We start from the raw sequence: 22883 nt of genomic DNA, 5'->3' as shown, positions 1-22883 counted from the left end.
AACGGAGCGGATCCGGCACCTCCGCCGTGCGAATCGCAGGAACCCGACTGCACCCAACCGCCACGCACACAACGAAGCCGTTCAGAGCCGCTGCAGACGAAGGCACCAATCTGATAAACATTTTCGTTGAAGTAACAGACCGGCACTTCATCCAACTCCTGGCCCGCAAACTCAAACTCCTCGTCGGTCTCCACAATGATCGGCGAGTTGCGCCGCTCGGGATCGGGTGCTCCGATCCGTACTGCCTGGCCCGCCTTGGTTGGTACACCCTGCGCTCTCCGGTAGGATAGTCGCACCGGTGCATTTCGCATCGGCGATGCGAACCGGAGCAGACGATGGCGGTGACGCGGCCCACAGCCTCGACCTTACCCGATGCGAAAACGTTGCGCGATGTGCGACGCCGCTTTCTGGTGGTCAATCGCGATCGCCTCAATCGCGCGCAGGAGACTCTCAAGCTCAAGCAGCGCACCTTTCTCGAGCTGCTGCCCCTGATTTTTCATCTCAACAGTGAGCACCTGCCGGGCTATGTCGACAAAGACACCCCGTTCGGGATCTCCGACTACTCGCCCACCCGGGCGGCCATCGATACCGCCAAAAAGCAGAACAAACGGTTCCGCTATCGCAAGCGCGCACTGCGAGCCTACGAGCTTGAATCGATCTTCTTTATCGGCAGCACCGGCACCGTCGCCTATACCGACCGCAGCGACTTCGACATCTGGCTCTGCCACCGTCCGCGCATGGCGCCCAACCGCCGTGCCGACCTGCAACGCAAGGCAGCAGCGGTGCAGGACTGGGCGCAAAGCCTCGATCTCGAAGTGCATTTCTTCCTGATGGATGCAAACCGCTTTCGCGATGGTGAACTCGATGCCCTGTCACAGGAGAGCAGCGGCAGCGCCCAGCGCCACCTGCTGCTCGACGAGTTCTATCGCACCAGCGTGCTGGTGGCGGGCAAACCGTTGCTGTGGTGGACGATCCCGCCCGACCGCGAAGAGCTCTATTACCCGACGCGCGATGCCCTGGTGCGCAACAACCAGCTGCGCGAGGTTGAGTTCATCGACTTTGGTCCGCTGTCGGATATCCCGGCCGGCGAGTTTGTCAGCGCCGCATTGTGGCAGATCTACAAGGCCATCGACTCACCCTACAAATCGGTTTTGAAGATCCAACTGCTCGAATCCTATGCCGATGGCTCGGACACCAGCGACACCCTGAGCCGCCGCTACAAGCAGGCGGTGTGGGACGGTACGTTGCAGCTCGATGAGCTCGATCCCTACGTGATGATGTGCAACAAGGTGGAGGAGTATCTGATCTCGCGCGGGCAGACCGATCGCCTGGAACTGGCGCGCCGCTGCTTCTACTACAAAGTCGGTGAACCGCTCAGCAAGAGCACCGGCAAGCGGCGCAAATACGACTGGCGACGCGAGGCGATGGCCGGTCTGGCGCAACGCTGGCACTGGGATGACGCCCATCTCACCATGCTCGATTCACGCCCCGACTGGAAGATCCATCGCGTACTTGACGAGCGCAAGGCCTTGGTCAACGAGGTGACCTACAGTTATCGCCTGCTGTCCGATTACGCGGCGCGCGCCGACGCCACCAATCTCATCGATCCCGTGGATCTCAATCTCCTGGGGCGCAAGCTCTACACCGCCTTCGAGCGCAAGGCGGGCAAGGTCGATCTGGTCAATCCGGGAATTTCGCGCAGCCTGATGGAGCTCGAACTGAGCGTGCACGAGGTGGCCAGCCCCGACGAGATGACCAGCTGGGTACTCTATCGCGGCAAGGTCGATCGCACTGAAGCTCTGCGCAATCAGCCGCTGCGCCGTGCCCATAGCGTCGTGGAACTGCTGGCCTGGTCGCATTTCAACGGTCTGATCGGCCCGCACACCCGACTCTATCTGCAGACCCGCATCAACGAACTCACCATCAAGGAGCTGCGCGAGGTCGCCGATGCCCTGCAGCGGCTCTACCCCGACGGCCAGGCCTACATACCCGACATGGACGACCTGGGGCGCCCGGCACGCGTGATTGCCAGTGCGCTGTACATCAATCTCGGCATCGACCCCATGGCCGAACTTACCCGCCAGGGCTATCACCTGGTAAGCGAATGGACCGACGCGCTCAACTACGGCGGCGCCCGCAAGAATCTGGCGCTCAGTTTCGATCAGATTCTGATCACCAGCTGGGGCGAGGTGCTCACCTATCGCTACGAGGGCCTGACCGGGTTGCTCGACTGCCTGTGCCAGTACCTGAAATGGGCACCCCCCTCGGTCAGCAAAGCCCCTCCGGCGATCGCCGCCTTCAGTTTCTCGCATAGCCGCGGCACCTCCATTGCGCGCCGCATCGAGGAGTTGTTCAGCGATGTCATTCACTGCTACTACACCGAAAGGCGTCTCGAAACCACGCGCTATCTGTTCGAAGTAGAGCATCGCTATCTGCTGTTGCGCCTGGAGAACGACCTCTTCCATCACCAGCGCTCGGACACCCTGCCCGAACTGCTGGAGCTTCTGGCAACACCGCACCGCGAGTACAGCCCCACCGTCGTCGATCCCCGTGCGCTCAGCGATACCCCGGTGCCGTTGATCTTCGAGACCGATCGTGAACGGCTGATCCAGGTCTATTACCACGTCAGGGCGCAGCGGGCCGATATCTACATCGCCGACGAGAAGTCGTCGCTCTTCCACCAGGAGGTCGAGTACTTCGACAGTGCGACGCTGCTCAACCAGCTCAGCCTGTTCATCGATGCGGTGCGCCGCCGTCGCAATCTGATGACCACACCTGACGGTAACGGCATCGCTGTGCCGCGCGTGGAGTATTTCGAAATCGTGCGCGATCGCAACGGACTGTTGCGCCTGAAAGTCCAGGAGCCCGGCCTGCTCGGACCGCCGATCAACTATCTCAGCATCCAGGTCATCAGCGAAGAGACGGCGGATGGCCACGCACGCTACACCGTCTATTGCCGCGACCGCGAGTTTTCATCCCTGCAGTTCGGCACCGAACTGTTTCGTGAAGTGGCGCGCTTTATCGTCGAACAACGCTCCAGCGGCGAGCGCTATCCGATCTACATTACGGATATCGATATTTCGGGTATGGGTTACGACCAGGAGGGGGAGTTGCAGCGTCAAACCATCCACTACCTGAACTTCAAGAAGAGCTTCGAGGAACGGCTCAACCGGGCTCTGTCACATCTCTGACGGTTTGTCAGGTGACTGCCTTCTTGCGATTCACCGTCAGGCTGGCCAGGCGTTTGACCAACAGCTGGCACTGGGTACGAAAAACCTGATATTCCTCGGCGCTGATCGACCTGCGCGAGATGCCGCGATCGGCGTAGCACAGCCCGAAGGGACGTTCCTCGAGAAAGATGGAGTGCGCCATGAATTCCTCCACCTCGAGCACCTTGTGCACGTGATCGGTGAGCAGCGGTTTCATGCGTTCACGGTTGGCGTCGTTCAGGATGAGTGCTGCCGGTTTGTCCATCAGACGGGCAAACACCGTACGGCCATGGCGTTCGAATTCAAAGCGGTGCAGGGGCGAATTGGCCTGGACCCCGCCGAAGAAGCGGCCCTGCAGCATGGCATGATCGGGACTCAACAATGCAAACACCACCCGATCGACTCCCAACCCCTCGCGCAGCGCCGCAGTGAACAGTTCGAGTATCCGTTGCGGCGTGAGCCGATCGGTCTCGCTGCTGGCGAAAGCGGCCTGTAAGCGCTGCAACGCCTCGGGTTTCGCCCGCACCGGCGCGGGCTTGGCGCCCTCGAAACTGTCGATCGGTTCGGGCGGAAAAAATTCGACGAACGTTGCGTCCGGTTCCACCGGCAGACGCTCCTGCAGATAGGCGGCCGCCTCGCTGTTGGCGTGAAAAACAATCGCCTTCACCTCCTCCGCGCCTACCGCCAGCAGTTCCGCCACCCGCAGCACCAGGCGGTCTTCGCTCAGCGGCAACAGCAGCAGCGGTCCAACGTGCATCATCCCCGCGGCAAGATCGACCAACTCGGTGCGCTTGTCCTGAAAATGGTCGTCATCCAGGGATGCCTGCAGCAACGCGGGGAGGTGCCAGGCGCGGGCCAGCCCACACGATAGCTGGTGAAAATCAAATCCCAGCACCTCCTGCGCCGCTTCCGACCTTCCTATCTTGCGTTGTTGCGCCTGGCGGACGATGGCAGGGATGTACTTCGGGACGAAAACGCGGGTTACCAGCTCGCCAAGGTTGTGCAGAAGCCCGGCGAAATAGGAGTCGCTGTAGTGATGGTCGCGTTTTTGTTTGGTGAGATCGCGCGCCAGATACCCAACATGAAATGAAAAACGGTAGAGCTGCAGCAGCGGCTGCAGCGCCGGTTCCGGCACCACCTCCTCGATGACCGGCACCGAACGCGCCAGCTCTTCGAGCAGGCCCTCGCCGCACATCACCACCGCCTGCTCCAGGGTGGCCACGCGACCTTCGGGCGAACGTTGATTGGCACGGCGCAGCAGGTGCACGCACAACAGGGGATCGTGCGCCAGATGCCGGGTCAGTTCGCCGCCATTGTAGGTACCGCGATCAATCAACTGGCGAAGTGCATTGCGCGTGCTGCGCAATACCGGCAGCGGCTGCGCCGAGAGCTTTTCGATCCAGATATCGAGATGCTTCGACGTCGTCATATCGGTTACAACCGCCAGAGGTGGAGGACAGAACCGCGCCGATCGCCCACGACTATCTGTTCATCGGGCTCTATGCCGGGCACGTCAAAGCTATTGCTGATGAACAGGCTCCCCGGTCGCATTTCCGCCTTGGCCTTGTCCCATAGTCGCCGCATCGGCGCCGGCGAGAGAAACGCATAGATCACATCGTAGTCATGCAGCGGTTCCGCCCACAGGTTCCGCCAACGTATCTCGGCATTGCTGAAGCGCATCAGCCGCAGCCGACTCAACAGCCACAGCAGTGGACTATTCTCCACACCTGCAAACCGGATCTCCGGATGACGCGGAGCCAGCCACGCCAGACCTCCACCCAGGCCCGATCCCAGATCGAGCACGCGCGCACCGGGAGTGTGCGGTAAGTGCTGCTCCAGGTGCGCCCATACCGCGGCACTGCTGAGATAGAGCGGTACGCGATCGGCCACACTGTTACTCAGCAGCAGCAGGCAGAGAATCAACAGGGCCAGGTAGATCCACGGGGGAAGCGCCAACTGCAGCGCCCAATAGAGGGCGGGCGCAAAGAAGAGTTGAATCAACCGCCACCAGCCGGGTAGACCCCAACGCGACCCCAAAGCCATGGCCACCCAACCGATTGGCCATACCAGCACCGACCAACGCGGCTCGCCGCCAAACAACTGGGCACCGACCAACGCGGCCAGCACGATCAGTGTCACCGCCGCAAGTTGAGCGGCCGTGGCGAGAACGATGGGCGGGAGTTCCTGAATGCGCATGGTGTGTACCCGCATCGTCGCTCCTCAACGCTGATCCGCGCCCGGGATCGCCGGCAAGATCGGTGGACTAATGGGATTGAGCGGGTTGCGGCGCAGCGGCGGCAGCTTGGGTTGTTCGGCCGGCGCTGCCTGCTCCGCGGGGGCCTCCGTATTGCGTGATGCGGGCGGCAGCGCGGCACCGGATCCGTTGCCACGGGTCCGGGACGGCTCGGCGGCCGGACCCGGCGATGGATTCTGCCGCGGTGTCTCCACCCGGCCCGGCACGGGTGGCAGGCCCGGCGGCAGCACAGGGTTGAGTTCGTTACGGCGCACCGGGGTCGGGTCCGCCAATTCCGGTTCCGGTTGCGGCGGCAGTTCGGGTTCCTGCTCCGTTGCCTCGACCGACGCCTCTCCGATCTCCAGCTCATTGTCGGGTTCCTTCAACAGCTCCTCTTCCGCCGCCTTGTTGAGCACGACGATGGTGATGCGCCGGTTGACCGGGCTGGTGGGATCGTCGCGCACCAGCGGCACTGCCGATGCCAGCCCGGTGACACGAATCACCTTGTCGTCGGGTAGCGCGTTGCGCACCATTTCCCTGCGCGCAGCGTTGGCGCGGTCGGCCGACAGCTCCCAGTTGGTATAGCCGCGCTCGTTGGGTCCGTAGGGAATGGAATCCGTATGCCCGGTGATACTGATCCGGTTGGGGAGGCCATTGAGGAGCGGCGTGATTTCGGCAATGATCTCACGCGCGTGAGGCTCCATGCGGTCACTTCCCGCCGCAAACATGGGGCGATCCTTCTCATCGATGATCTGAATGCGCAGCCCTTCGCTGGTCAGATCGATCTTGAGTTGATTCTTGAATTTCTTTAATACCGGACTTTCTTCGACCAGCGTTTTCAACGCCGTGCCCAGTTGATTGAGCCGGCCCGTGGACTCTTCCGACACGCGGGTGACGATCTCGCGCGTTCCGGTCTGCGTGCGCTTCACCTGTCCCGTCGAGCGGGTGAGATCCTCACCTCCGCCCTGGATGATCGACGTGGCATCACCCGCTCCCGACCCACCCATCAACGACACCTTCAGCGGATTCTGGAAGTACTCGGCAATACCCTGGCGATCCGCCTGTGTCGTCGATCCCAACAGCCACATGAGCAGAAAGAACGCCATCATTGCAGTCACGAAGTCGGCGTAGGCGATCTTCCAGGCGCCACCATGGTGGCCATGGGCGGCCTTCTTGACCTTCTTGATGATGATGGGGCGTTTTTCGTCCAGGCTCATGATTGCGTGGCTCGCTCAGCGCAGGCGGATGGCTAGCCCTTGGCTTTACGCAAGTGTTCTTCCAGTTCAATGAAGCTGGGCCGCTCGGTCGAGTAAGCCACTTTGCGGGCGAACTCCACCGCCGTGGGGGGTGGTGAGCCATTGACGAAGGCGATCATGCCGGACTTGATGGTCTGCAGGTATTTGGTGGCCTCATGGACGTGAACCTCCAGCAGATTCGCCACCGGACTCACGAAGCCGTAGGCCAGCAGAATACCGAGAAAGGTGCCCACCAGTGCCGCGGCGATCAGTTTACCGAGTTCCGCCGGGGGAACACCCACCGATTCCATGGTATGCACAACGCCCAGCACCGCCGCCACGATACCGAAAGCGGGCAGGCCATCGGCCAATTTGCGAATCGCATCCACCGGCTTCAGCGCTTCATCGTGATGAGTCTCGATCTCCAGATCCATCAGGTTATCGAGTTCATGAGAATCGAGATTGCCGCTGACCATCAAACGCAGGTAATCGGTGATGAACTCGACGGCATGATGGTCCTTGAGCACCTTGGGGGCCTTCTGAAACAGAGCGCTGTTGGCGGGGGTTTCGATATCGTCTTCGATCGACATCAGCCCGTCGCGCCGCGCCTTGTTGAAGATCTCGCTGAGCAGCGTCAGCGTCTCCATGTACAGCGCTTTGTTGTAGGGCGACCCCCCCAGAACCTTGGTCAGCGAGCCCAGGGTGGCCTTCAAGGTTTTGCCTCCCGCGCTGATTGCGAACGCAGCCAGCGCCGAACCCCCGATGATCAATACCTCCACGGGCTGCCAGAGGATGGCGAGATGGCCGCCGGCCATCAAAAAACCGCCCAGTACGGCACCAATGACCACGAGATATCCGATGATTACAATCATGCCTATCGACTCAACTGCGCTGGGGGACTAATCCCCGCCCACGGGTATGAAAAACTGGATAACCGGCATGGTAAAACATCCGAAAAAGGGAAAAAAGGCAACCAGATCATAAATTTGAAGCCATAATTTTATGTTCTATCGATGAATAGCCTACATCAGGTGTGCTGGGTATACTCATACGCTGCTTTCATCCAATAACGACCGACAAGGAATGCCTGGGAGGGTTAATGCGGCTATCTGCTCGTCACCTTTTATTAACGTCATCTGCCGCGCTTTCTTTACTCGCCTCCACCCTGACTTTCGCCGACGGCCAATTCGGAATCGGCATCGGCGTGCAGCAGCTCTCCTGGCAGGAGTTCAACAGCAGCACCAACACGCGCATCCTGGAGGAGAAAGGACAACGCTATACCGGCCACTTTTCCTATGACGACTACGATCGCGCTGAAGCGGGTTTATTGATCGGAATCGACGTCAACGGTCACCTCGGCGAGGTGGATTACCGCGGACGCACACTGAACAACGTCACCCTTGACACCACGACCTCCTACATCGGTGTCAACACCAAGCTCACACTGGGCCATCGTCGCCCGGATGTCTGGAACGGCTACTCACGGGACTGGCTGGGCGGCTTCGGCTTCGATTACTGGGAACGCGAAATCAAGGACGGGTTCGACGCCATGAGCAATCCCGTAGCGGGATACCTCGAAACCTATTCCGCGCTTTATGTCCATGCCGGCATCGGATTCTTCCGCCGCCAGGGCCGGTGGAGCCGCTACCTCCAGGCGGGTCTCAAATACCCCATCGAGGTCAACGAAACCATCAGCGCGCCTTTCAATATGAAACTCGAACCCGGCAACAACATGTCGGGTTTCGTCAGTCTGACCTTTTATCGACACGGGGATAACGATCAGCGGGATCTTGCCGTCTCCATCTACTACGACACCCACCGTTTTTCGGATTCACCCAGCGTACTGGGTGATCTCGATGCCAACAACAACAGCATCAGAGACGACTACTTCTATCAACCAAAATCAGATCAGGACATCGCCGGAATCCGGATCAGCATGTTCTTCTAGTCGGTCGGCAGGGCTGTGCCGGATCAAGAACACGACAGGCACCACCGTATCGAGCGCGGTGAGGCAGCCGACCCGGCGTTCGAAGATTCAACCTACGCTGACTGCGCCTGCTGTAACTCCAACTTCGAGCAGCTTGCTGCCTGATTGGGGGGGCGTTGCGATCAACCGGCGGCTTGCCCTGGATTCCGTGGCACGTTTACACCCGCTATGGGATCATCTGGAGAGCCGCCCCGTGATGTTGAGCGGCAACGCTCCTCCCTGCTGTCTCACACCCGCCCCACGCAACAAACTGTGCACAGCCGGCGGCGCATCGCCCTTGGCAGAGACTCGCCCGCCGACCCGATAGCTGCCATCGCTTTTCAGCGACAGCACGGCATCCACCACCAGCGGACCTTCGCGATCACGCACCCCGGCACGCACGCCCTCGGTATCGGTGCTGAACGTCGCCGAGAAGGTGCCAAGGTCGAGCGGCTGCGGCAGCGCAATTCTGGCCTGCCGCCATATCACCTCACCTTCGGCATGGACCGGAATGCGGCCATCCAGATCGAGGCGCGTGATGTCGAGTTCAATCCGCCCTTCGGGTCGCAGCCCCTGCAGTTGCAGCAGCGGTGCCACTGCTGCCGCAGAGACATCACCGCTGAGATCCTGCATGAATCCGTGGCCGCCCATCCGCATACCGCCAACACTCCGCGCCTTGCCGAACGGGCCATCGACAACAAGATCGGCACCAAGCTCGCCCGTCAACAACGCTAGCGGCCGCAGCGACCAGCTGACCGAACCCACCGTGTGAGGTGGATAACTCAACCGTGCCGCACGCCCCGACCAGACGCTCCCCTCCAGGCCACTCAAAGCAAGCGGCCGCAGCGCACCCTGCAGGTAGGGGTAGGCCACCGCTGCCGGCAGCGTGGCGAACAACACGATGGCGTACGCCGCCACCCCGATCAGCAGGTAGCGCAACCACCAGCGTTTCATTTGGGGCTTTCCAGCGTCAGGCGTGCGCTTACCCGGCCCGCCGTCTCGCCTCGCTCGACATTGAGCGCCTCAAGCGCCACACCGTGGCCCTGCTCCAGCGTTCCCAGCCACCGCATCACATCGTCAAAGGCGGCATTCTCCAGCCAGACGCGAACACTGTGGGTACCGTCGGGCTGCACCCGCTTGACGGCGTCGGACAGCTGCTGCGCCCGCGCTGTTTGATCGATCAACCCCAGCAGCGACTGCCCGGTTGCCGGGCGTCGATTCGCAGTGCGCGCGCTCAACTGGCGAATTTCAGCGGCGCTCTGCTGCATCCAGCGCAGTGTCTCGCGCTGCTGCTCGAACTGTTCGGTGAGGCTGGTGCGACTGCTCTGCAGCGGCAACCAGATTGCAACATAGAGCATCAGGAGAATCAGCAGTCCCGCGCCCCCTGCGATAAGTTGCTGTTCCCGCGGCGCCAGGCCGTCCCACCACGCCTTCATGACCCGCCCCCCACACGCAGGCGCCCGGCCACTTTGTCGCCCTGGGTGGCTGCCGAGACGATCTCGGCTTCGGTTTTAAGGCGCTGTGATGCCTGCTGCTTGATGCGATCCAGCGCCTGGATGTCCTTGAGTTCAAGGTCCAGATCCAGGCGGCCGCCGCGAAAACTCGCTGCGTTGAGTCGCGTCGTGGCATCTTCCTGGAGAATCTCGCCGACACCTGCCAACAAGGCCAACGCGCCACCGCTCTGGCCCCCGCCGCGCAGCGCCCGCAGTTTCTGCTCCATCTGGGCTCGGGGATCGACCATCCTTTGGACCTCCGGGAGTGCGGAGCGAAACAGTTGACCGATCTGTTGTTCCTGCGTGGCAATCGCGCTCTTGAGGCGCCAGATATCGTAGCCTGCGAGGCCGCTTTCCAGTACCACCCAGGCGGCGGCCAGAGCCGCCACGGTCCGCCACGGACGCCACATGCGCCCGATCTGTTCGTGACGGCTGAAACTGCCTTGCAGCAGATCGATGGCAGGTGTCTCGTCCAACCCCACCGCAAGCACTTCGAGCCCCGTAGCCACCTCCGAGCGGACCACCTCCAGACCATCCGGGGTAACCGGCGAACCGGTAGCGGCGACGACATCGACACGCAGTCGCTGCGGCGGGTGATCGCCCGCCTCCCTGAGCGCCGCTTCCAGCATCAACGACAAGTGGGTCGCCTCCGCGTATCCACCCTGGGTGGCCGCGGTGCGCAGGATGGCATCATCGCCGTCGACCAGCAGCGACCACTCGTTATCCGCGAGGGGCAGCCCCAAGGTATCGGGCACCAGCAGATCGGGCCGCACGCCCGCCTCCTGTAACCGATCGAGCCACATCGACATCTGCGCCCGGGCCACGACAGCGACCGCGATGCCACCGTCGGCGGTTTCCGGCCCGAGGGCGAAGTGCAGCGTCGCCACATCGTCGGCCAACTGCTCCTCCAACGCATAGGGAATGGCCTGCAGCAGCCGATGCCGGTTGCGGGTCGGGACGGACGCCCTGGTCAGCAGCACTTCCGCTGCCGGCACCAGAACCACCACCTGCCGCCCCGCGCCGCTCGCAGCGCACTGTTCCAGCTCACCGCGGTAGACCCCGCCCTGCAGCCGTCCCTGCGCGTCGGTGAGTGCCCAGCTGGCGTTCTGCCCGGGACGGTATGGCCAGCGGATGACCAGTCGTTCGCGCATCTCACAACCCTCCGTAACTGCGCGCCAATACCGCGAGACTGCTGGCGTCGGTGCGTTGAATCAGACTGGTCAACTGCAAACGCCCCGCACCAATCTGCGCATCGCTGGTCACCGAGAAATACTCGCTGCTGACGCCGAGACGCTGATTGCCCAACGATTTCCCCTCGAATACCGGATGACGCAGGAAATCTTCGACACTGGCAAAGGCCTCTTCCTCGCGCGCTTCCACCAACTGTTCGACAGCCGCAGAATCGAGATCGGGCAGCAACGACTGCAACACCACTTCGGTGGCCGTGTTGATGTTGATTGCGGTGGCGACCGGCAGCGCGCTCACGTGGGGAAGCAGCTTGTCCACGGACTCCGCAGTGAAACCTTTGACCAGACGCAGTTCGCTCACGCTGATCATCGGCCGGTTGGCAGCCCGGTAGGGCGCTTCGCCGCCGAGATAGCTGTCGTCTTCGGCGCCATCGGGAAAGCGCGGCTCGATATCGCTGTCCACCCAGTCGGCAATCGTCCCCGCCAACGCGGGCTCCAACCCCACGCTCTCCAGTATGCGGCGCAGGCGATCCAGGTCGATCGCCGTGCTTTCACCGTTGACGGCGAGGTTGTTGATGTTGAAGCGCCCCTGCATATCCTCAATGTACCCGGATACGCTACCCCCATCCACCGGTAACGGAGGTATCTGCCTGGCCCAATCCTCGCCCGGATGGTCGATCTCGGAGTCTCTGCGATCGCGCGCCAGGATCGCCATGGCCCACGATTCACCGCCCCGCGCATAGAGCAGTGCCTGATCGGTCGTGAAGAGATTTTCGCTGCGCCGAATATCGATGTGTTGACGGGTCGCGATCGCCACTCCGGCAGCGACTGCCATTGCCACGACCAGCAGTGCGGTAATGAGCGCAACCCCCGATTCGTTTTTGAGTAGGTACCCGTGTCGCATATCAGCCCGGCAGGGCGAACAGTCGTGTGATCCGCCCCCAATCCTCCAGTTCCAGTGTCACTTCGATGGCCCGTGGCAACCGTGCATCGGCACTGTCGCGATTGGGTGGTGGCCAGGTGCTTTGCCACTCGCGTGACTCATCGAGAAAACGCAGGGCGACGTTGCGCACCCCGGCAAGCAACACCCGCTCGAGCGGCTGGCTGTCCTGGGCACGATCCAGTGCCCGCCAACGCCAGCGGCTCAATTCGTTGAGCTTCAACTGATAGGCGACACGCTGCAACGTGCTGCGTTGCACACCCGCCGGGTTGCGATAGCCGGCGCGCGTGAACTCCAGCAAGGGAATGAACCCCTCGCCGCCCTTGAGCGGCCCCAACTCGCCGCCCAGTTCGTCCCGCACCCAGCGCGGGGAGGCCTGCTGGATATCTCTGCCGATGATCAGCCACGCCGTCTGGACCGCGCGCAAGCGATCGGCATGCTGTTCGATAGCGGCACGATTGGCCAGCACTGCATTCAAACCCTGGTAGGCGATCAGCGCCAGGACCGCGAAGACGGCCATGGCCACCAGCAGCTCCAGTAGCGTGAATCCCGTCGTCTGCGGCGATGATACGCGCTTCATTGGCCACCATAGCGTCCGATGAAACCCACCGCGGTCGCCACCACCGGTTGATCGGCCGATTCCTGGCGCACCTCCACTTCGGCGCGGCGCAAATCCTGATCCGGGGTACCGGCGATTGTGAGCGTCCAATGCCATTCGCGTTCCGCCAGAACGACGGTGCCTTTGGAAATCGCGATACGCGGAAAGGCGCCGCTCAGCTGCTGCTCGGTGATCTTGTTGAGCGCCACCCAATGGGCAAAGGTCTTGTCGCGCAAGCGTGCTGCATTGTCGGTGGTTTTGCCAACGCCGGCGATCAGCGCGCCGAGCGCCACTGCGAGCAACGCAAACGCAACCAGCACTTCAAGCAGCGTAAAACCCTCAACCCGTCGTTTAACCATCACCCGCCATCCGCGTCAGCGTCACCGCCGTGTCTTCCCGGCCGGCCACGCGCCACAGCACCGATTGGTCCGAAGTGGCCAAGGTCACGACGAAGGGACTCGACTCGCCACTGGAGAGCAGAAATACATGGGGCGTCTCCTTCTCGGGCTCCGCGCCGAGCACCACCTCATCGTCTTCCAACTCCAACACCAGTTCGACACCGGATGGCAACATGCGTTGACGCAACAGTTCGTCATCACCCAACGGCAACCACTTCTCTTCCGTAAGTTGCAAAAACCGGTATCCGTCGCGACGGAACTCGATCGCCAGTTCCTGTGACCGCAGCACCGCCTCTTCCCGAGCCAGTTCGATGAGCGCCGCGAGTCGCCGCGCCTCCTCCTCGGTCTGGCGCGCCGCGCCTCCCGTGCCAATGGATAGCGTCACGAAGCCGACCGTCAGGCCAATGATCAGCAAAACGACCAGCACCTCGATCAGGGTGAAACCACTCGATGCTTTTGGTGGGGGGCGCTGCATAAGGCTAGGTGGCAAATCGACCACCGCAGGTGAACCGGCGTGTGTCAGAGCTGCCAATTGCCAATATCGTCTTCACTTGGCCGACCATCGGGACCCAGGGAAAAAATATCTATCTCGCTGCGGCTGCCAGGGCTCAGAAACTGATAGGCATTACCCCAGGGATCGTCGCGCAGCCGATCAACGTATCCACCCTGTTTCCAGTTCTTGGGTTCCGGAGAGGATTCCGGTTTCTCCACCAGTGCCTGCAGACCCTGGTCAGTGCTGGGGTACTGAAAATTGTCGAGTTTATACATTTTCAAGGCGCTATCGAGAGCGCGGATATCCGCCTGCGCCTTGGTGATGCGCGCCTTGTCGGGCTGGTCCATGATGCGCGGCACCACCAGTGCTGCAAGAATACCGAGAATGACGATCACCACCATCACCTCGATCAGTGTGAATCCGGTGCATTGGCGATTGCGGTGTAGATCCGAGGTATGCAGATCAGACAACATTGGCGCGATCCATGGCTGGTTACGTTGCCCAGCATATTAGCAGATACCCTAAAGCCATTAATGAGGAAAAAAGCTCACTTCAGCCTGCTGATCGACCATGCCCTGCCGCTGACACTCGCTGCAGCGGTACTGGCATTAGCCAGCTTTGGCGATGTCACGCAGGGGCTGCTGCGCTACGACCGCACGGCGATCGGTAACGGTGAATGGTGGCGCGGGTTGACCGGGCACCTGGTGCACCTCAACAGCACTCACCTTGCGCTGAACCTGATCGGTTTGGTGCTGTGCGCTCCGCTCGTGGGAGCCGGCCTGCGGGGTATCAAGGGTGTTGCCATTCTCTGCGGCGCGGCAGCGGCCTGCAGTCTCGGTCTTTGGCTGTTCAACCCCGAGGTGCAGTGGTACAGCGGATTGTCCGGTGTGCTCCATGGGCTGCTATTGGGAGGTGCGCTGGGTTTGCCGTCTCATCAGAGGCGCTGGCGCGGGATTATCGGCATGCTGATCATTGTCAAGCTGCTCGGCGAACAGCTGATCGGGCCTTCGTTATCGACCCAGAACCTGATCGGATACGCGGTGGTTGTCGATGCCCATCTTTATGGGGCGGTCGGTGGCGTGTTCGGTTGGCTGGTCTATCGCCAGGTCAGGAACTGGTACACGTGCCCGCGGCACCGGTAACCGTCGGTTAGCGAACCAGCTGATTGAGATCGAAGACAGGAAGCAGGATGGCCACGACAATGAGCAGCACCAGCCCTCCCATCAACAGGATCAGCAAGGGTTCGAAAAGTCCCAGCAATGCCGCAGTGAACGTTTCCAGTTCGCGTTCCTGATTGCTGGCGGCGCGCTCCAGCATCTCCTCCAGATTACCGCTCGCCTCACCACTGGCGATAAGATGAATGACCATAGGTGGGAAATGCCCGATTTTCTCCAGAGCGGAATGGATGCTGCTTCCCTCGCGCACACGATCCGCGACCTGCAGCACGGCGTGGCGCATCGGCAGATTGGCCAGCACCTGCGCTGAAATGCGCAACGCCTCCAGCACCGGTACACCGCTGCCCATGAGGATGCTGAAGGTGCGCGCAAACCGCGCCGCGTTGGAACCTCGCACCAACTTGGCGAGCAGTGGCATGCGCAGCAACAAACGATGAGCAAATAGGCGCACAGGCTCGCGACGCAGCAACCAGAACCACAGCGCCACCAAGCCGGCACCCAGTACCAGCATCAACAGACCATTGGCCTGGAGAAACTCACTGATCGCAATCAAAGCACGTGTGAGCGGCGGCAGCTGTTGACCGATGTCGGCAAAGACCTGCACCACTTCGGGTACCACGAAAGCAAGCAACAGACCCGTGATCAGGAAAGCCATCACCGTCAGCAGAATCGGGTAGAAAAGCGCCAGCCCCATCTTTTGGCGCAGGATCTGACGCCTTTCCGTGTAATCCGCGAGACGTTCGAGCACGGTATCGAGATGACCCGATTGTTCCCCGGCCGCAACGGTGGCACGAAACAGTTCCGGGAAAACCCGCGGGAACGACTGCAAACCGGAAGCGAGCGAGTGCCCCTCGGTCACCTTGGCGCGCACCGCCAGCAGTATCGCCTTGATGCGCGATTTCTCGGTCTGCCGCGCCACAGCCTGCAACGCCTCCTCTACCGGCAGCGCGGAACGTACCAGCGTGGCCAGTTGCCGGGTCAGCAAGGCGAGATCGGTGGAACTGATACCCCGCAGCCCGACAAACCGCCTTTCCCGGCTACCGCCCTCGCGCTGCGCGATCTCATGCACTTCGAGCGGTGTCCAGCGCGCATCGCGCAACTGTTGCCGGATCTGGCGCGCCGTATCCGCCTCGCGCATACCTTTGCGCTGACGACCCTGCTCATCCAAAGCGACAAATTCGAAAGCGCCCATGATCGACCCTGCTGCCCTACTCCTCGCGCGTCACACGGATCACCTCTTCGGTAGAGGTGTCGCCCGCCACGATACGTCGCAACCCATCCTGGCGGATGCTGGGCGACAACTTGCGCGCATACTGCTCAAGCGCCTGCTCGCCGGCGCCGTCATGGATCATCGTGCGTAACCGGTCATCCACGGGTATCAGTTCATAAATGCCGGTGCGGCCCCGATATCCCTGGCCGTTGCAGGCGTCACAACCCACCGCGCGATATAGCGTCGCCGGTTCATCCGGCGGCAAACCCATGGCGCGTTTTTCCGACTCCAGCGGCGCATAGGCTTCTTTGCATTGCGGGCAAAGCAGACGCACCAAACGCTGCGCGAGGACCCCGATCAGGCTCGACGACAGCAGGAAAGGTTCAACGCCCATATCGCGCAGTCGCGTTACCGCGCCTACCGCGCTGTTGGTGTGCAACGTAGAGAGCACCAGGTGCCCGGTGAGACTGGCCTGAACCGCGATCTGTGCCGTTTCGAGATCGCGGATCTCGCCCACCATCACCACATCGGGATCCTGACGCAGTATGGCGCGCAAACCGCGCGCAAAGCTCATATCGATACGCGTGTTGACGTGGGTCTGGCTGACGCCATCGAGGTAGTACTCGATAGGATCCTCGACGGTCATTATGTTGCGCACGCGATCGTTGAGCCGCGTCAGCCCGGCGTAGAGCGTGGTCGTCTTGCCGCTGCCGGTGGGCCCGGTAACCAACAGTATGCCGTTTGGTTTGTGAATCAACTGATCGATGGTGTGCATCGCCTTGGCTGACATGCCGAGTTGCGCAAGATCAAGCCTTCCCGCCTGCTTGTCGAGCAACCGCAACACCACGCGCTCACCATGTCCGGTGGGCAGCGTCGAAACACGTACATCCACAGGCCGTCCGGCGATGCGCAACGATATGCGCCCATCCTGCGGCAAACGTTTCTCGGCGATATCGAGCTTCGCCATCACCTTGATGCGCGAGACCAGCAGGGGCGCCAGCACCCGGCGCGGCGCGAGCACTTCGCGCAGCACGCCATCGACACGCATCCGCACCACGAGTCGATCTTCGTAGGGTTCGACGTGAATATCGGAAGCGTTCTCCTTGATCGCCTCGGTCAGCAGCGCATTGATGAGACGGATGATGGGTGCGTCGTCTTCGCTTTCGAGAAGATCCTCGGGTTCCGGCAGATGCTGGGCGATACTCAGCAGATCGTCGCCTTCGCCGATGTCTTCCATGGCGAGCATCGCCTGGTTGCGATCACTCTCGTAGAGTTCACGCAGACGCCGCTCAAAGGCTTCATCGGTGAGCGGCTGCAATTCGAGTGGGCGGCCGAGGTAACGACGTGCCTCGTTGAGCGCCTGCACGCTGACACCCGGTTTGTGAAAAAGCAGCGCCGTCTCTTCGTTCAGTCCGGCACAGATGACGCCGAAACGCTTGGCGAAACCGAAAGGCAACCGGGTTGAGCGTTGCGCTACCGGAATCTCGGCGACACTGTCCGCGCTGTCACTGGGTGCTTTCATGAGCGGGCGGGGCGAAGGCGGTAGGAGCGGTCTCTTCAAAAGGCGGCGGCAGAGCCAGGATCAGGCTTTCCGCCACGGGCAGCACCGGCACCTCCTGGTTACCAAGCACACCCGCCACTTTCTTGCGCAGCTCCAGCTGGCCGTCGCGCAGCGCCGTGTACTTGCCACCTGTTGCCTGGATTCCATCCTGGGCGCTGCGGAGAATGGTGGGTTTGAGGAAAACCATCAAATTGCGTTTGACCTTGGTGGTCTTCTTCGACTTGAAGAGCCACCCCAATAACGGGATGTCACCCAGCCCCGGCACCTTCTGCTCGACCTCGGTGACATTGTCATCGACCAGACCGCCCAGAACCAGAATATGGCCATCGTCGACCAACACCGCGGTCTTCACCGCACGTTTGTTGGTAATGATATCCGACGCCTGCTGAGAGCTGGCCGCAACGTTCGATACCTCCTGCTCCACCTCCAACTTGACCGCATTGCCTTCGTTGATCTGCGGCTTGACACGCAGGATGATGCCCACATCCTCGCGCTGAATGGTCTGGAAAGGATTGGTCGCGCTGTCACCGGAACCGGTGCTGGTGTACTGACCGGTCACAAAGGGCACGTTCTGCGCGACGACGATTTCGGCCTGCTCATTGTCGAGCGTGACCAGGGAAGGCGTCGAAAGGATGTTGGTCGTTGCGTCGGAGGAAAGCGCACTGAGCAGGGCGGCAAAATCATTGGAGCCGCTGGTACTGCCTATCCCCAGGCTGGCTCCTGCCGCACCGGCAATGCTTGGTGGATTTGTGAGTGCTTCGGCGATGGAGACCCCCGCCGCCTGAAAGTTGATGAGACCCACCGCACTGCCATCGCCCGATCCGTCGATGACCCACTGTACGCCGAGCTGCTCCGATTTGTCGGTGGAGATCTCGGCGATGATCGCCTCAACGAGCACCTGTGCTCGACGTATGTCGAGTCGCCGGATGACGTCGCGCAACGACCGCAATACGTCCGGGGGTGCATTCACCACCAATGCATTGGTGCTCTCGTGAGCCTGGATCTTCACTTCATTGCTCGAGGGGGTTGCCGCCTTGCCCGCCTTTTCTGCCTGGATACCCGCGGCGACACCGTTCAGCACCGGCTCCAGATCCTTGGCTTTGGCGTAGCGGAGATAGATAACCTGGGTGTTGCCGCCGCTGGCAAGCGGACGGTCCAGCTCTTCGATCAGCTTGCGCAGCTGCCTGCGCATCTGCTGATCGGCGCTCACCAGCACACTGTTGGTCCGCTCGTCCGCGACCAGCGTCGGCAGCTCGCCCGCCTTCTCCCCGGCCTTGGCTTCGCTGCGCAACAGCGTGGTCAGGGTACGCACCACCTCGCTTGCCGAAGCATGCTTCAGCAGCACCATCTCTATTTCGGCGTCGCCGGCCTTATCAATGCGCTGCACCACGCTCATCAGCCGATCGATGTTGGTGGCCCGATCGGTGATGATCAGCACGTTGGTACCGGGATAGGCGGCAATATGGCTCTGCTGGGATACCAACGGCCGCAGGATCGGCACCAGTTTCGCGGCGCCCACATTGTCCACCTGAATGATGCGCGTGATCAGCTCATCACCCCCTCCGGAGTCACCATCACCTTCCACCGGCACACCCGTCTGCCGGGCGGAGACGTCGGGAATGATCTTGATGACCCGTCCGCTGGGCACTGCTGAGAACCCGTGTACCTGCAACACCGACAGGAAGGCCTGGTAGAGCGCCTGCTCGTCCATGGGTTTGGATGAGATGACGGTGACCTTGCCCTTGACGCGCGGATCAATAATGAAATTCTTGCCGGTGACTTCGGAGACAGTGCCGATCAGCGCGCGAATATCGGCATCCTTGAGGTTGAGTGTTACGGTCGCCGCGGAGATCACCAGAGGCAACAGCGTCAGGCATGCAGCGACGCACGCGAGCACTCCTCGCCACACGCCCTTCGATCGATTCACGCACATTCCAGTCACTTGCTCCGACGCCCTCTCAATCCAATGAGACATTCAGCACCTGCGGATTACCATTGCGCATCACAGTGATCTCCAACGCGGATTGCGCCTCGGTTATCTGACGCATCGCCTCCAGGCCCTTGATGGGATTGTCGAGCTGCACGCCATTGACGGCCGTAACGATATCCCCGCGCTGAAAACCCAGTCGCTCCAGCAGATGAGTCTGACTACCGGCCATCACCCTGAAACCCTTGAACTCGTCGCCTTGCTGTATCGGCACCACGCGCAGCAGCCGGTTGACCGCATCCGGATCAGCGATCAGCGCATCGCGTATTTCGCGCAACGGACGGGTGCGCAAATCTCCCAGCGCATCACTGCCCGGCAGCATAGCCGCCTCGCCCGCAGGACTCGCCGCTTCGTTAACGACGTCACCGACACTCTCCTTGGGCATACGCAGCACTTCGAAACGCCCCGCGCGTTCCAGAAGAATGCTGTCAGCCCGGATTTCGCTGACCGTGACCCCCCCCGGAATCTCCTGCCCGATGGCGTAGGCGTTCTCCTGACCATCCGCAGCCGCAACTATGGCGCGCGCCAGTTGCGAATTATCGTGAGCGACAACGCCGCGCAGCGTCAGCCGCAACCGCGTGTCCGGCGCCTGCACGGGCCGAACCGGGGCGGTTGCCTGTTGCGCGGTGGCAATGCCAAACAGATGCCGCCCCGCCACCTCTTCGGCGAGTTGTCGGGCGTCAGGGCCCGTGTTTCGCTGCAGCCCTGTAATCGTAGTCGATACCTGCGTTGCGGTTTCGGCCGTGCCCGGTATCAGCTTCCAGGTGAGGTCGGCGGCAAGCGCGGCAATGGCGACTACGAACAGCACGGCTGTCCACCGTGCCGCCGTCTCGTTCAGCGCCGGAGTAAATTTGAATGCGATAGCCACGGGAACAACCGGGGACCGCCCCTTCTCCCTCTTGGTGAATATGGTTCGTTTAAGGTGCCACTTTTACCTAAATAAGTACTGGAAGTCTATCACGTAACTATTGGTTTTTTGGGCAATGAATCCTTTTGGAGTGAATCCAGCCGCCTACCAATCGGCCGGGTTCCATCAGATCCTGGTGGGCGCATCCACAGCCGGATTCCGTCGGGCCGATCGATCAGGGTCGGTTTCGTAGAGCCGTGGCGCCGCGCTTTTCACGCCATCGGGGTCTGATTCACCAAGTTGCGCGCATCTTTCGCTACCCACTCTGCGCCTCCGCTGCCGCCTGCTCCAGCTTCAATCTGTCCGGGTGTTGCAAACAGGCCCTGCGCCCTGAATCAATGGGAATCCATCTTAGAAACCCGCTAGAATGGCTTGAATACTTAAGAAAACCTTACCCATACCGGGTTTTACTGACGGACGGATAGGCTCAACTCATGTGCAGCACAGCAAGACAGGGAGCGTTGATTCTGGCGCTGGCACTCGCCGGCGGCAACGCCGCGGCGGCAAGCTGTGCGGAGAGCCCCGCGTTGCCTCAGGGAATAGCCCAGCTCTACAGCGATGGACTCAACCGCGCAGTATTGCGTGAAGGTGACGGACGGTTCTGGCGTTTGCAGGCAGTCGGCAATCAGATGGTCCTCGAGCCCATGGAGCGGCCCGCCGATCCACCCCTGGCATCAGACGATGCGCTCCCCGATACCCTGATCAGCACCGGCCAACGCGATATCCGTCGCGCCTGGCTGGCGGGGCCCACCGACCGCTATCGTCACGGCGTATTGGGGGATGCGATCGAAGCCACCACGCTCCGCGTTGAGATGGCCGACGGACGCAACCTGGAATATCTCCTGGATGAACAGTCGGTATTCGAAGACCGCTACCCGCGCATCGTCGATCTGGACGGCGACGGCCGTGAAGAGCTGGTCCTGGTGCGCAGCTATCTCGACCAGGGGGCTGCCCTGGCGGTATTTGGCGTGCGCGGTGAAAGGATCGAGCTGCTGGCTGAAACCCCGCCCATCGGTACGCCGTTTCGCTGGCTCAATCCCGCCGGTTTTCCCGACCTGGACGGCGATGGCAAACCGGAGATCGCCGTTGTCATCACGCCGCACGTCGGTGGCGTGCTGCAGATCTACCGGTACGGCGAGGGGGTGCTTACGCCCACCTGGCGTATGGAAGGATTCTCCAACCACGTCGCGGGATCGTCCGAACTGGCGATGGCGGTGGTCACCGATCTCAACCGCGATGGTCGTCACGAGTTGATCATCCCCGCCGATGGGCGTCTGATTCTAAATCAGGTGTGGCTGACCTCCGAAGGGCTGCGGGTCTGGCGCATGGCCCGGCATCCCGATCCCATCAACACAGCGATCCTTGCCGGTGACTTCGACAGTGACGGGCGCCTGGAACTGCTCTATGGGCTGCAGGATGGACGTCTGGTCTTCTGTTCGCTCTGAGCTCAACGGTTGCGACAGCGTCAGCCATCGGACCGTCTGAAAAATCGACCGGAGAGGGTCACATCCTCATTCCCCTATCCAACATCGAGCCCAGCGCATGAAGCAGCCTGAAGGCCATCACACTCTCGACGAAACCTTCGGTTATCAGCGCGTGGCGAGCGACGAGCGCAGCCGCCGCATTCGGCGCGTCTTCGAGCAGGTAGCACCGCGTTACGATCTCATGAACGATCTGATGAGTTTCGGTATCCACCGGTTGTGGAAACGAAACCTGGTGAAAACCACCCTCAGCCAACCCGTCGAACTGCTCGTCGATCTGGCCGGCGGCACCGGAGACGTGGCACGTCAGTTGCGCGGTGCCGGTCGCCGCGTGGTGATCGTGGATCCCAGCCTCGCGATGATGAACGCGGGGCGGGCGCGCACCGGGGCGGGCGTCAGCTATCTGGCCGGGATCGGCGAATCGATCCCCCTGGCGGACCATTCCGTCGACGCGCTCACCATCGCCTTCGGCATCCGCAACGTCACCAGCATGCCCCGTGCTCTTGCCGAGATCACCCGTGTCCTCAAGCCGGGTGGCCGCTGTCTTTGCCTGGAGTTCTCCAAGCCCGCTGCCTGGCTGCGTCCCTTCTACAACGCCTACTCGTTTCTGGTTATTCCACGGCTTGGCGCCTGGGTGGCGCGTGCGCCGGAGGCCTATACGTATCTGGTGGAGTCGATCCGCAAGTTTCCGGACCAGGAGGAGATGAAAGCGCTCATGGAGACGGCCGGGCTGAGCGACGTCACTTTCCGCAACCTCTCCTTCGGTATCGCCTGCCTGCATGTGGGCACCAAACCCTGACCCGGTGGCGA

At 61.6% G+C, this 22883-nt stretch carries 21 protein-coding genes and 1 pseudogene; 5 read left to right on the top strand and 17 right to left on the bottom strand.

From position 1 onward, the window contains the following. Positions 1-44 precede the first annotated feature (44 nt). Positions 45-236, bottom strand: a pseudogene (locus DWQ09_02990) (hypothetical protein). A gap of 99 nt (positions 237-335) precedes the next feature. On the opposite strand from DWQ09_02990, the gene DWQ09_02985 reads away from it, so the two are divergent. Further along, positions 336-3191: an adenylate cyclase gene (locus tag DWQ09_02985; GenBank protein ID KAA3629239.1), complete on the top strand. Its 2856-nt coding sequence runs from the start codon at positions 336-338 to the stop codon at positions 3189-3191. Positions 3192-3198: 7 nt separating this feature from the next. On the opposite strand, the gene DWQ09_02980 is transcribed toward DWQ09_02985, so the two are convergent. The 4 genes from DWQ09_02980 to motA are packed head-to-tail and all read right to left on the bottom strand — an operon-like array spanning position 3199 to position 7549. Continuing rightward, on the bottom strand, positions 3199-4638 hold the full coding sequence (locus DWQ09_02980) for an HDOD domain-containing protein (GenBank protein KAA3629238.1): 1440 nt from the start codon (positions 4636-4638) through the stop codon (positions 3199-3201). 5 nt (positions 4639-4643) lie between these two features. Next, on the bottom strand, positions 4644-5420 hold the full coding sequence (locus DWQ09_02975) for a class I SAM-dependent methyltransferase (protein ID KAA3629237.1): 777 nt from the start codon (positions 5418-5420) through the stop codon (positions 4644-4646). Positions 5421-5429: 9 nt separating this feature from the next. Further along, positions 5430-6659, bottom strand: a complete 1230-nt coding sequence (locus DWQ09_02970) for a motility protein MotB (protein ID KAA3629236.1) — start codon at positions 6657-6659, stop codon at positions 5430-5432. Positions 6660-6691: 32 nt separating this feature from the next. Then, positions 6692-7549 carry a flagellar motor stator protein MotA gene (gene motA / locus DWQ09_02965; protein KAA3629235.1) on the bottom strand — a complete coding sequence of 286 codons (858 nt, stop codon included), beginning with the start codon at positions 7547-7549 and terminating at the stop codon, positions 6692-6694. Between the two features lie 332 nt (positions 7550-7881). Here motA and DWQ09_02960 point away from each other — a divergent pair, with 332 nt between their 5' ends. Further along, a complete protein-coding gene (locus DWQ09_02960) occupies positions 7882-8625 on the top strand; it encodes a hypothetical protein (GenBank protein KAA3629234.1) in 744 nt (247 codons plus the stop codon). A gap of 213 nt (positions 8626-8838) precedes the next feature. Here the strand turns inward: DWQ09_02960 and DWQ09_02955 are convergent, their stop codons facing one another. Genes DWQ09_02955 through gspG form a run of 8 tightly spaced genes read right to left on the bottom strand, consistent with a single transcriptional unit; the run spans position 8839 to position 14213 of the window. Further along, a complete protein-coding gene (locus DWQ09_02955; GenBank protein ID KAA3629233.1) occupies positions 8839-9597 on the bottom strand; it encodes a type II secretion system protein N in 759 nt (252 codons plus the stop codon). Next, positions 9594-10079: a type II secretion system protein M gene (locus tag DWQ09_02950; protein KAA3629232.1), complete on the bottom strand. Its 486-nt coding sequence runs from the start codon at positions 10077-10079 to the stop codon at positions 9594-9596. The genes DWQ09_02955 and DWQ09_02950 overlap by 4 nt, the downstream gene beginning before the upstream one ends. Next, on the bottom strand, positions 10076-11287 hold the full coding sequence (gspL, locus tag DWQ09_02945) for a type II secretion system protein GspL (GenBank protein KAA3629231.1): 1212 nt from the start codon (positions 11285-11287) through the stop codon (positions 10076-10078). Before gspL ends, DWQ09_02950 begins: the two co-directional genes overlap by 4 nt. A 1-nt stretch (position 11288) precedes the next feature. Continuing rightward, the gene (locus DWQ09_02940; GenBank protein ID KAA3629230.1) at positions 11289-12227 is read right to left on the bottom strand and encodes a general secretion pathway protein GspK; all 939 of its coding nucleotides are present in this window, start codon (positions 12225-12227) and stop codon (positions 11289-11291) included. Between the two features lies 1 nt (position 12228). Further along, positions 12229-12843 (bottom strand): type II secretion system protein GspJ, encoded by a 615-nt coding sequence (gene gspJ / locus DWQ09_02935; GenBank protein KAA3629229.1) that lies wholly within the window; start codon positions 12841-12843, stop codon positions 12229-12231. Continuing rightward, on the bottom strand, positions 12840-13220 hold the full coding sequence (gene gspI, locus DWQ09_02930; GenBank protein ID KAA3629228.1) for a type II secretion system protein GspI: 381 nt from the start codon (positions 13218-13220) through the stop codon (positions 12840-12842). Before gspI ends, gspJ begins: the two co-directional genes overlap by 4 nt. Continuing rightward, entirely contained in the window at positions 13213-13734 is a 522-nt protein-coding gene (gene gspH / locus DWQ09_02925) for a type II secretion system protein GspH (GenBank protein KAA3629227.1), read from the bottom strand. The genes gspI and gspH overlap by 8 nt, the downstream gene beginning before the upstream one ends. Positions 13735-13778: 44 nt before the next feature. Further along, a complete protein-coding gene (gene gspG / locus DWQ09_02920; protein ID KAA3629824.1) occupies positions 13779-14213 on the bottom strand; it encodes a type II secretion system protein GspG in 435 nt (144 codons plus the stop codon). Here gspG and rrtA point away from each other — a divergent pair. Continuing rightward, complete coding sequence (rrtA, locus tag DWQ09_02915) at positions 14208-14894, top strand: rhombosortase (GenBank protein ID KAA3629226.1); 687 nt, start codon at positions 14208-14210, stop codon at positions 14892-14894. The genes gspG and rrtA overlap by 6 nt on opposite strands. 7 nt (positions 14895-14901) lie before the next feature. On the opposite strand, the gene gspF is transcribed toward rrtA, so the two are convergent. From gspF to gspC, 4 genes are read right to left on the bottom strand one after another with little or no spacing between them, the layout of a single operon-like run. After that, on the bottom strand, positions 14902-16119 hold the full coding sequence (gspF, locus tag DWQ09_02910; GenBank protein ID KAA3629225.1) for a type II secretion system protein GspF: 1218 nt from the start codon (positions 16117-16119) through the stop codon (positions 14902-14904). 16 nt (positions 16120-16135) lie between these two features. Continuing rightward, positions 16136-17659, bottom strand: a complete 1524-nt coding sequence (gspE, locus tag DWQ09_02905; GenBank protein ID KAA3629224.1) for a type II secretion system protein GspE — start codon at positions 17657-17659, stop codon at positions 16136-16138. Beyond that, positions 17643-19673, bottom strand: a complete 2031-nt coding sequence (gspD, locus tag DWQ09_02900) for a type II secretion system protein GspD (GenBank protein ID KAA3629223.1) — start codon at positions 19671-19673, stop codon at positions 17643-17645. The genes gspE and gspD overlap by 17 nt, the downstream gene beginning before the upstream one ends. After that, positions 19657-20595: a type II secretion system protein GspC gene (gene gspC, locus DWQ09_02895; GenBank protein KAA3629222.1), complete on the bottom strand. Its 939-nt coding sequence runs from the start codon at positions 20593-20595 to the stop codon at positions 19657-19659. The genes gspD and gspC overlap by 17 nt, the downstream gene beginning before the upstream one ends. A gap of 431 nt (positions 20596-21026) precedes the next feature. Here gspC and DWQ09_02890 point away from each other — a divergent pair, with 431 nt between their 5' ends. Beyond that, complete coding sequence (locus tag DWQ09_02890) at positions 21027-22037, top strand: VCBS repeat-containing protein (GenBank protein ID KAA3629221.1); 1011 nt, start codon at positions 21027-21029, stop codon at positions 22035-22037. A gap of 97 nt (positions 22038-22134) precedes the next feature. Then, complete coding sequence (locus DWQ09_02885; GenBank protein ID KAA3629220.1) at positions 22135-22872, top strand: class I SAM-dependent methyltransferase; 738 nt, start codon at positions 22135-22137, stop codon at positions 22870-22872. Positions 22873-22883 lie beyond the last annotated feature (11 nt).

Source organism: Pseudomonadota bacterium (genome assembly GCA_008501635.1).
Taxonomy (GTDB): domain Bacteria; phylum Pseudomonadota; class Gammaproteobacteria; order QQUJ01; family QQUJ01; genus QQUJ01.
This window is presented reverse-complemented; position numbering and strand designations above follow the sequence as displayed.

Bases quoted from the DNA above. Each gene is read 5' to 3' on its own strand.
- DWQ09_02985 (KAA3629239.1), top strand. From the start codon at position 336: ATGGCGGTGACGCGGCCCACAGCCTCGACCTTACCCGATGCGAAAACG.
- DWQ09_02980 (KAA3629238.1), bottom strand. From the start codon at position 4,638: ATGACGACGTCGAAGCATCTCGATATCTGGATCGAAAAGCTCTCGGCG.
- DWQ09_02975 (KAA3629237.1), bottom strand. From the start codon at position 5,420: ATGCGGGTACACACCATGCGCATTCAGGAACTCCCGCCCATCGTTCTC.
- DWQ09_02970 (KAA3629236.1), bottom strand. From the start codon at position 6,659: ATGAGCCTGGACGAAAAACGCCCCATCATCATCAAGAAGGTCAAGAAG.
- motA (KAA3629235.1), bottom strand. From the start codon at position 7,549: ATGATTGTAATCATCGGATATCTCGTGGTCATTGGTGCCGTACTGGGC.
- DWQ09_02955 (KAA3629233.1), bottom strand. From the start codon at position 9,597: ATGAAACGCTGGTGGTTGCGCTACCTGCTGATCGGGGTGGCGGCGTAC.
- DWQ09_02950 (KAA3629232.1), bottom strand. From the start codon at position 10,079: ATGAAGGCGTGGTGGGACGGCCTGGCGCCGCGGGAACAGCAACTTATC.
- gspL (KAA3629231.1), bottom strand. From the start codon at position 11,287: ATGCGCGAACGACTGGTCATCCGCTGGCCATACCGTCCCGGGCAGAAC.
- DWQ09_02940 (KAA3629230.1), bottom strand. From the start codon at position 12,227: ATGCGACACGGGTACCTACTCAAAAACGAATCGGGGGTTGCGCTCATT.
- gspJ (KAA3629229.1), bottom strand. From the start codon at position 12,843: ATGAAGCGCGTATCATCGCCGCAGACGACGGGATTCACGCTACTGGAG.
- gspI (KAA3629228.1), bottom strand. From the start codon at position 13,220: ATGGTTAAACGACGGGTTGAGGGTTTTACGCTGCTTGAAGTGCTGGTT.
- gspH (KAA3629227.1), bottom strand. From the start codon at position 13,734: ATGCAGCGCCCCCCACCAAAAGCATCGAGTGGTTTCACCCTGATCGAG.
- rrtA (KAA3629226.1), top strand. From the start codon at position 14,208: ATGCAGATCAGACAACATTGGCGCGATCCATGGCTGGTTACGTTGCCC.
- gspF (KAA3629225.1), bottom strand. From the start codon at position 16,119: ATGGGCGCTTTCGAATTTGTCGCTTTGGATGAGCAGGGTCGTCAGCGC.
- gspE (KAA3629224.1), bottom strand. From the start codon at position 17,659: ATGAAAGCACCCAGTGACAGCGCGGACAGTGTCGCCGAGATTCCGGTA.
- gspD (KAA3629223.1), bottom strand. From the start codon at position 19,673: ATGTCTCATTGGATTGAGAGGGCGTCGGAGCAAGTGACTGGAATGTGC.
- DWQ09_02890 (KAA3629221.1), top strand. From the start codon at position 21,027: ATGTGCAGCACAGCAAGACAGGGAGCGTTGATTCTGGCGCTGGCACTC.
- DWQ09_02885 (KAA3629220.1), top strand. From the start codon at position 22,135: ATGAAGCAGCCTGAAGGCCATCACACTCTCGACGAAACCTTCGGTTAT.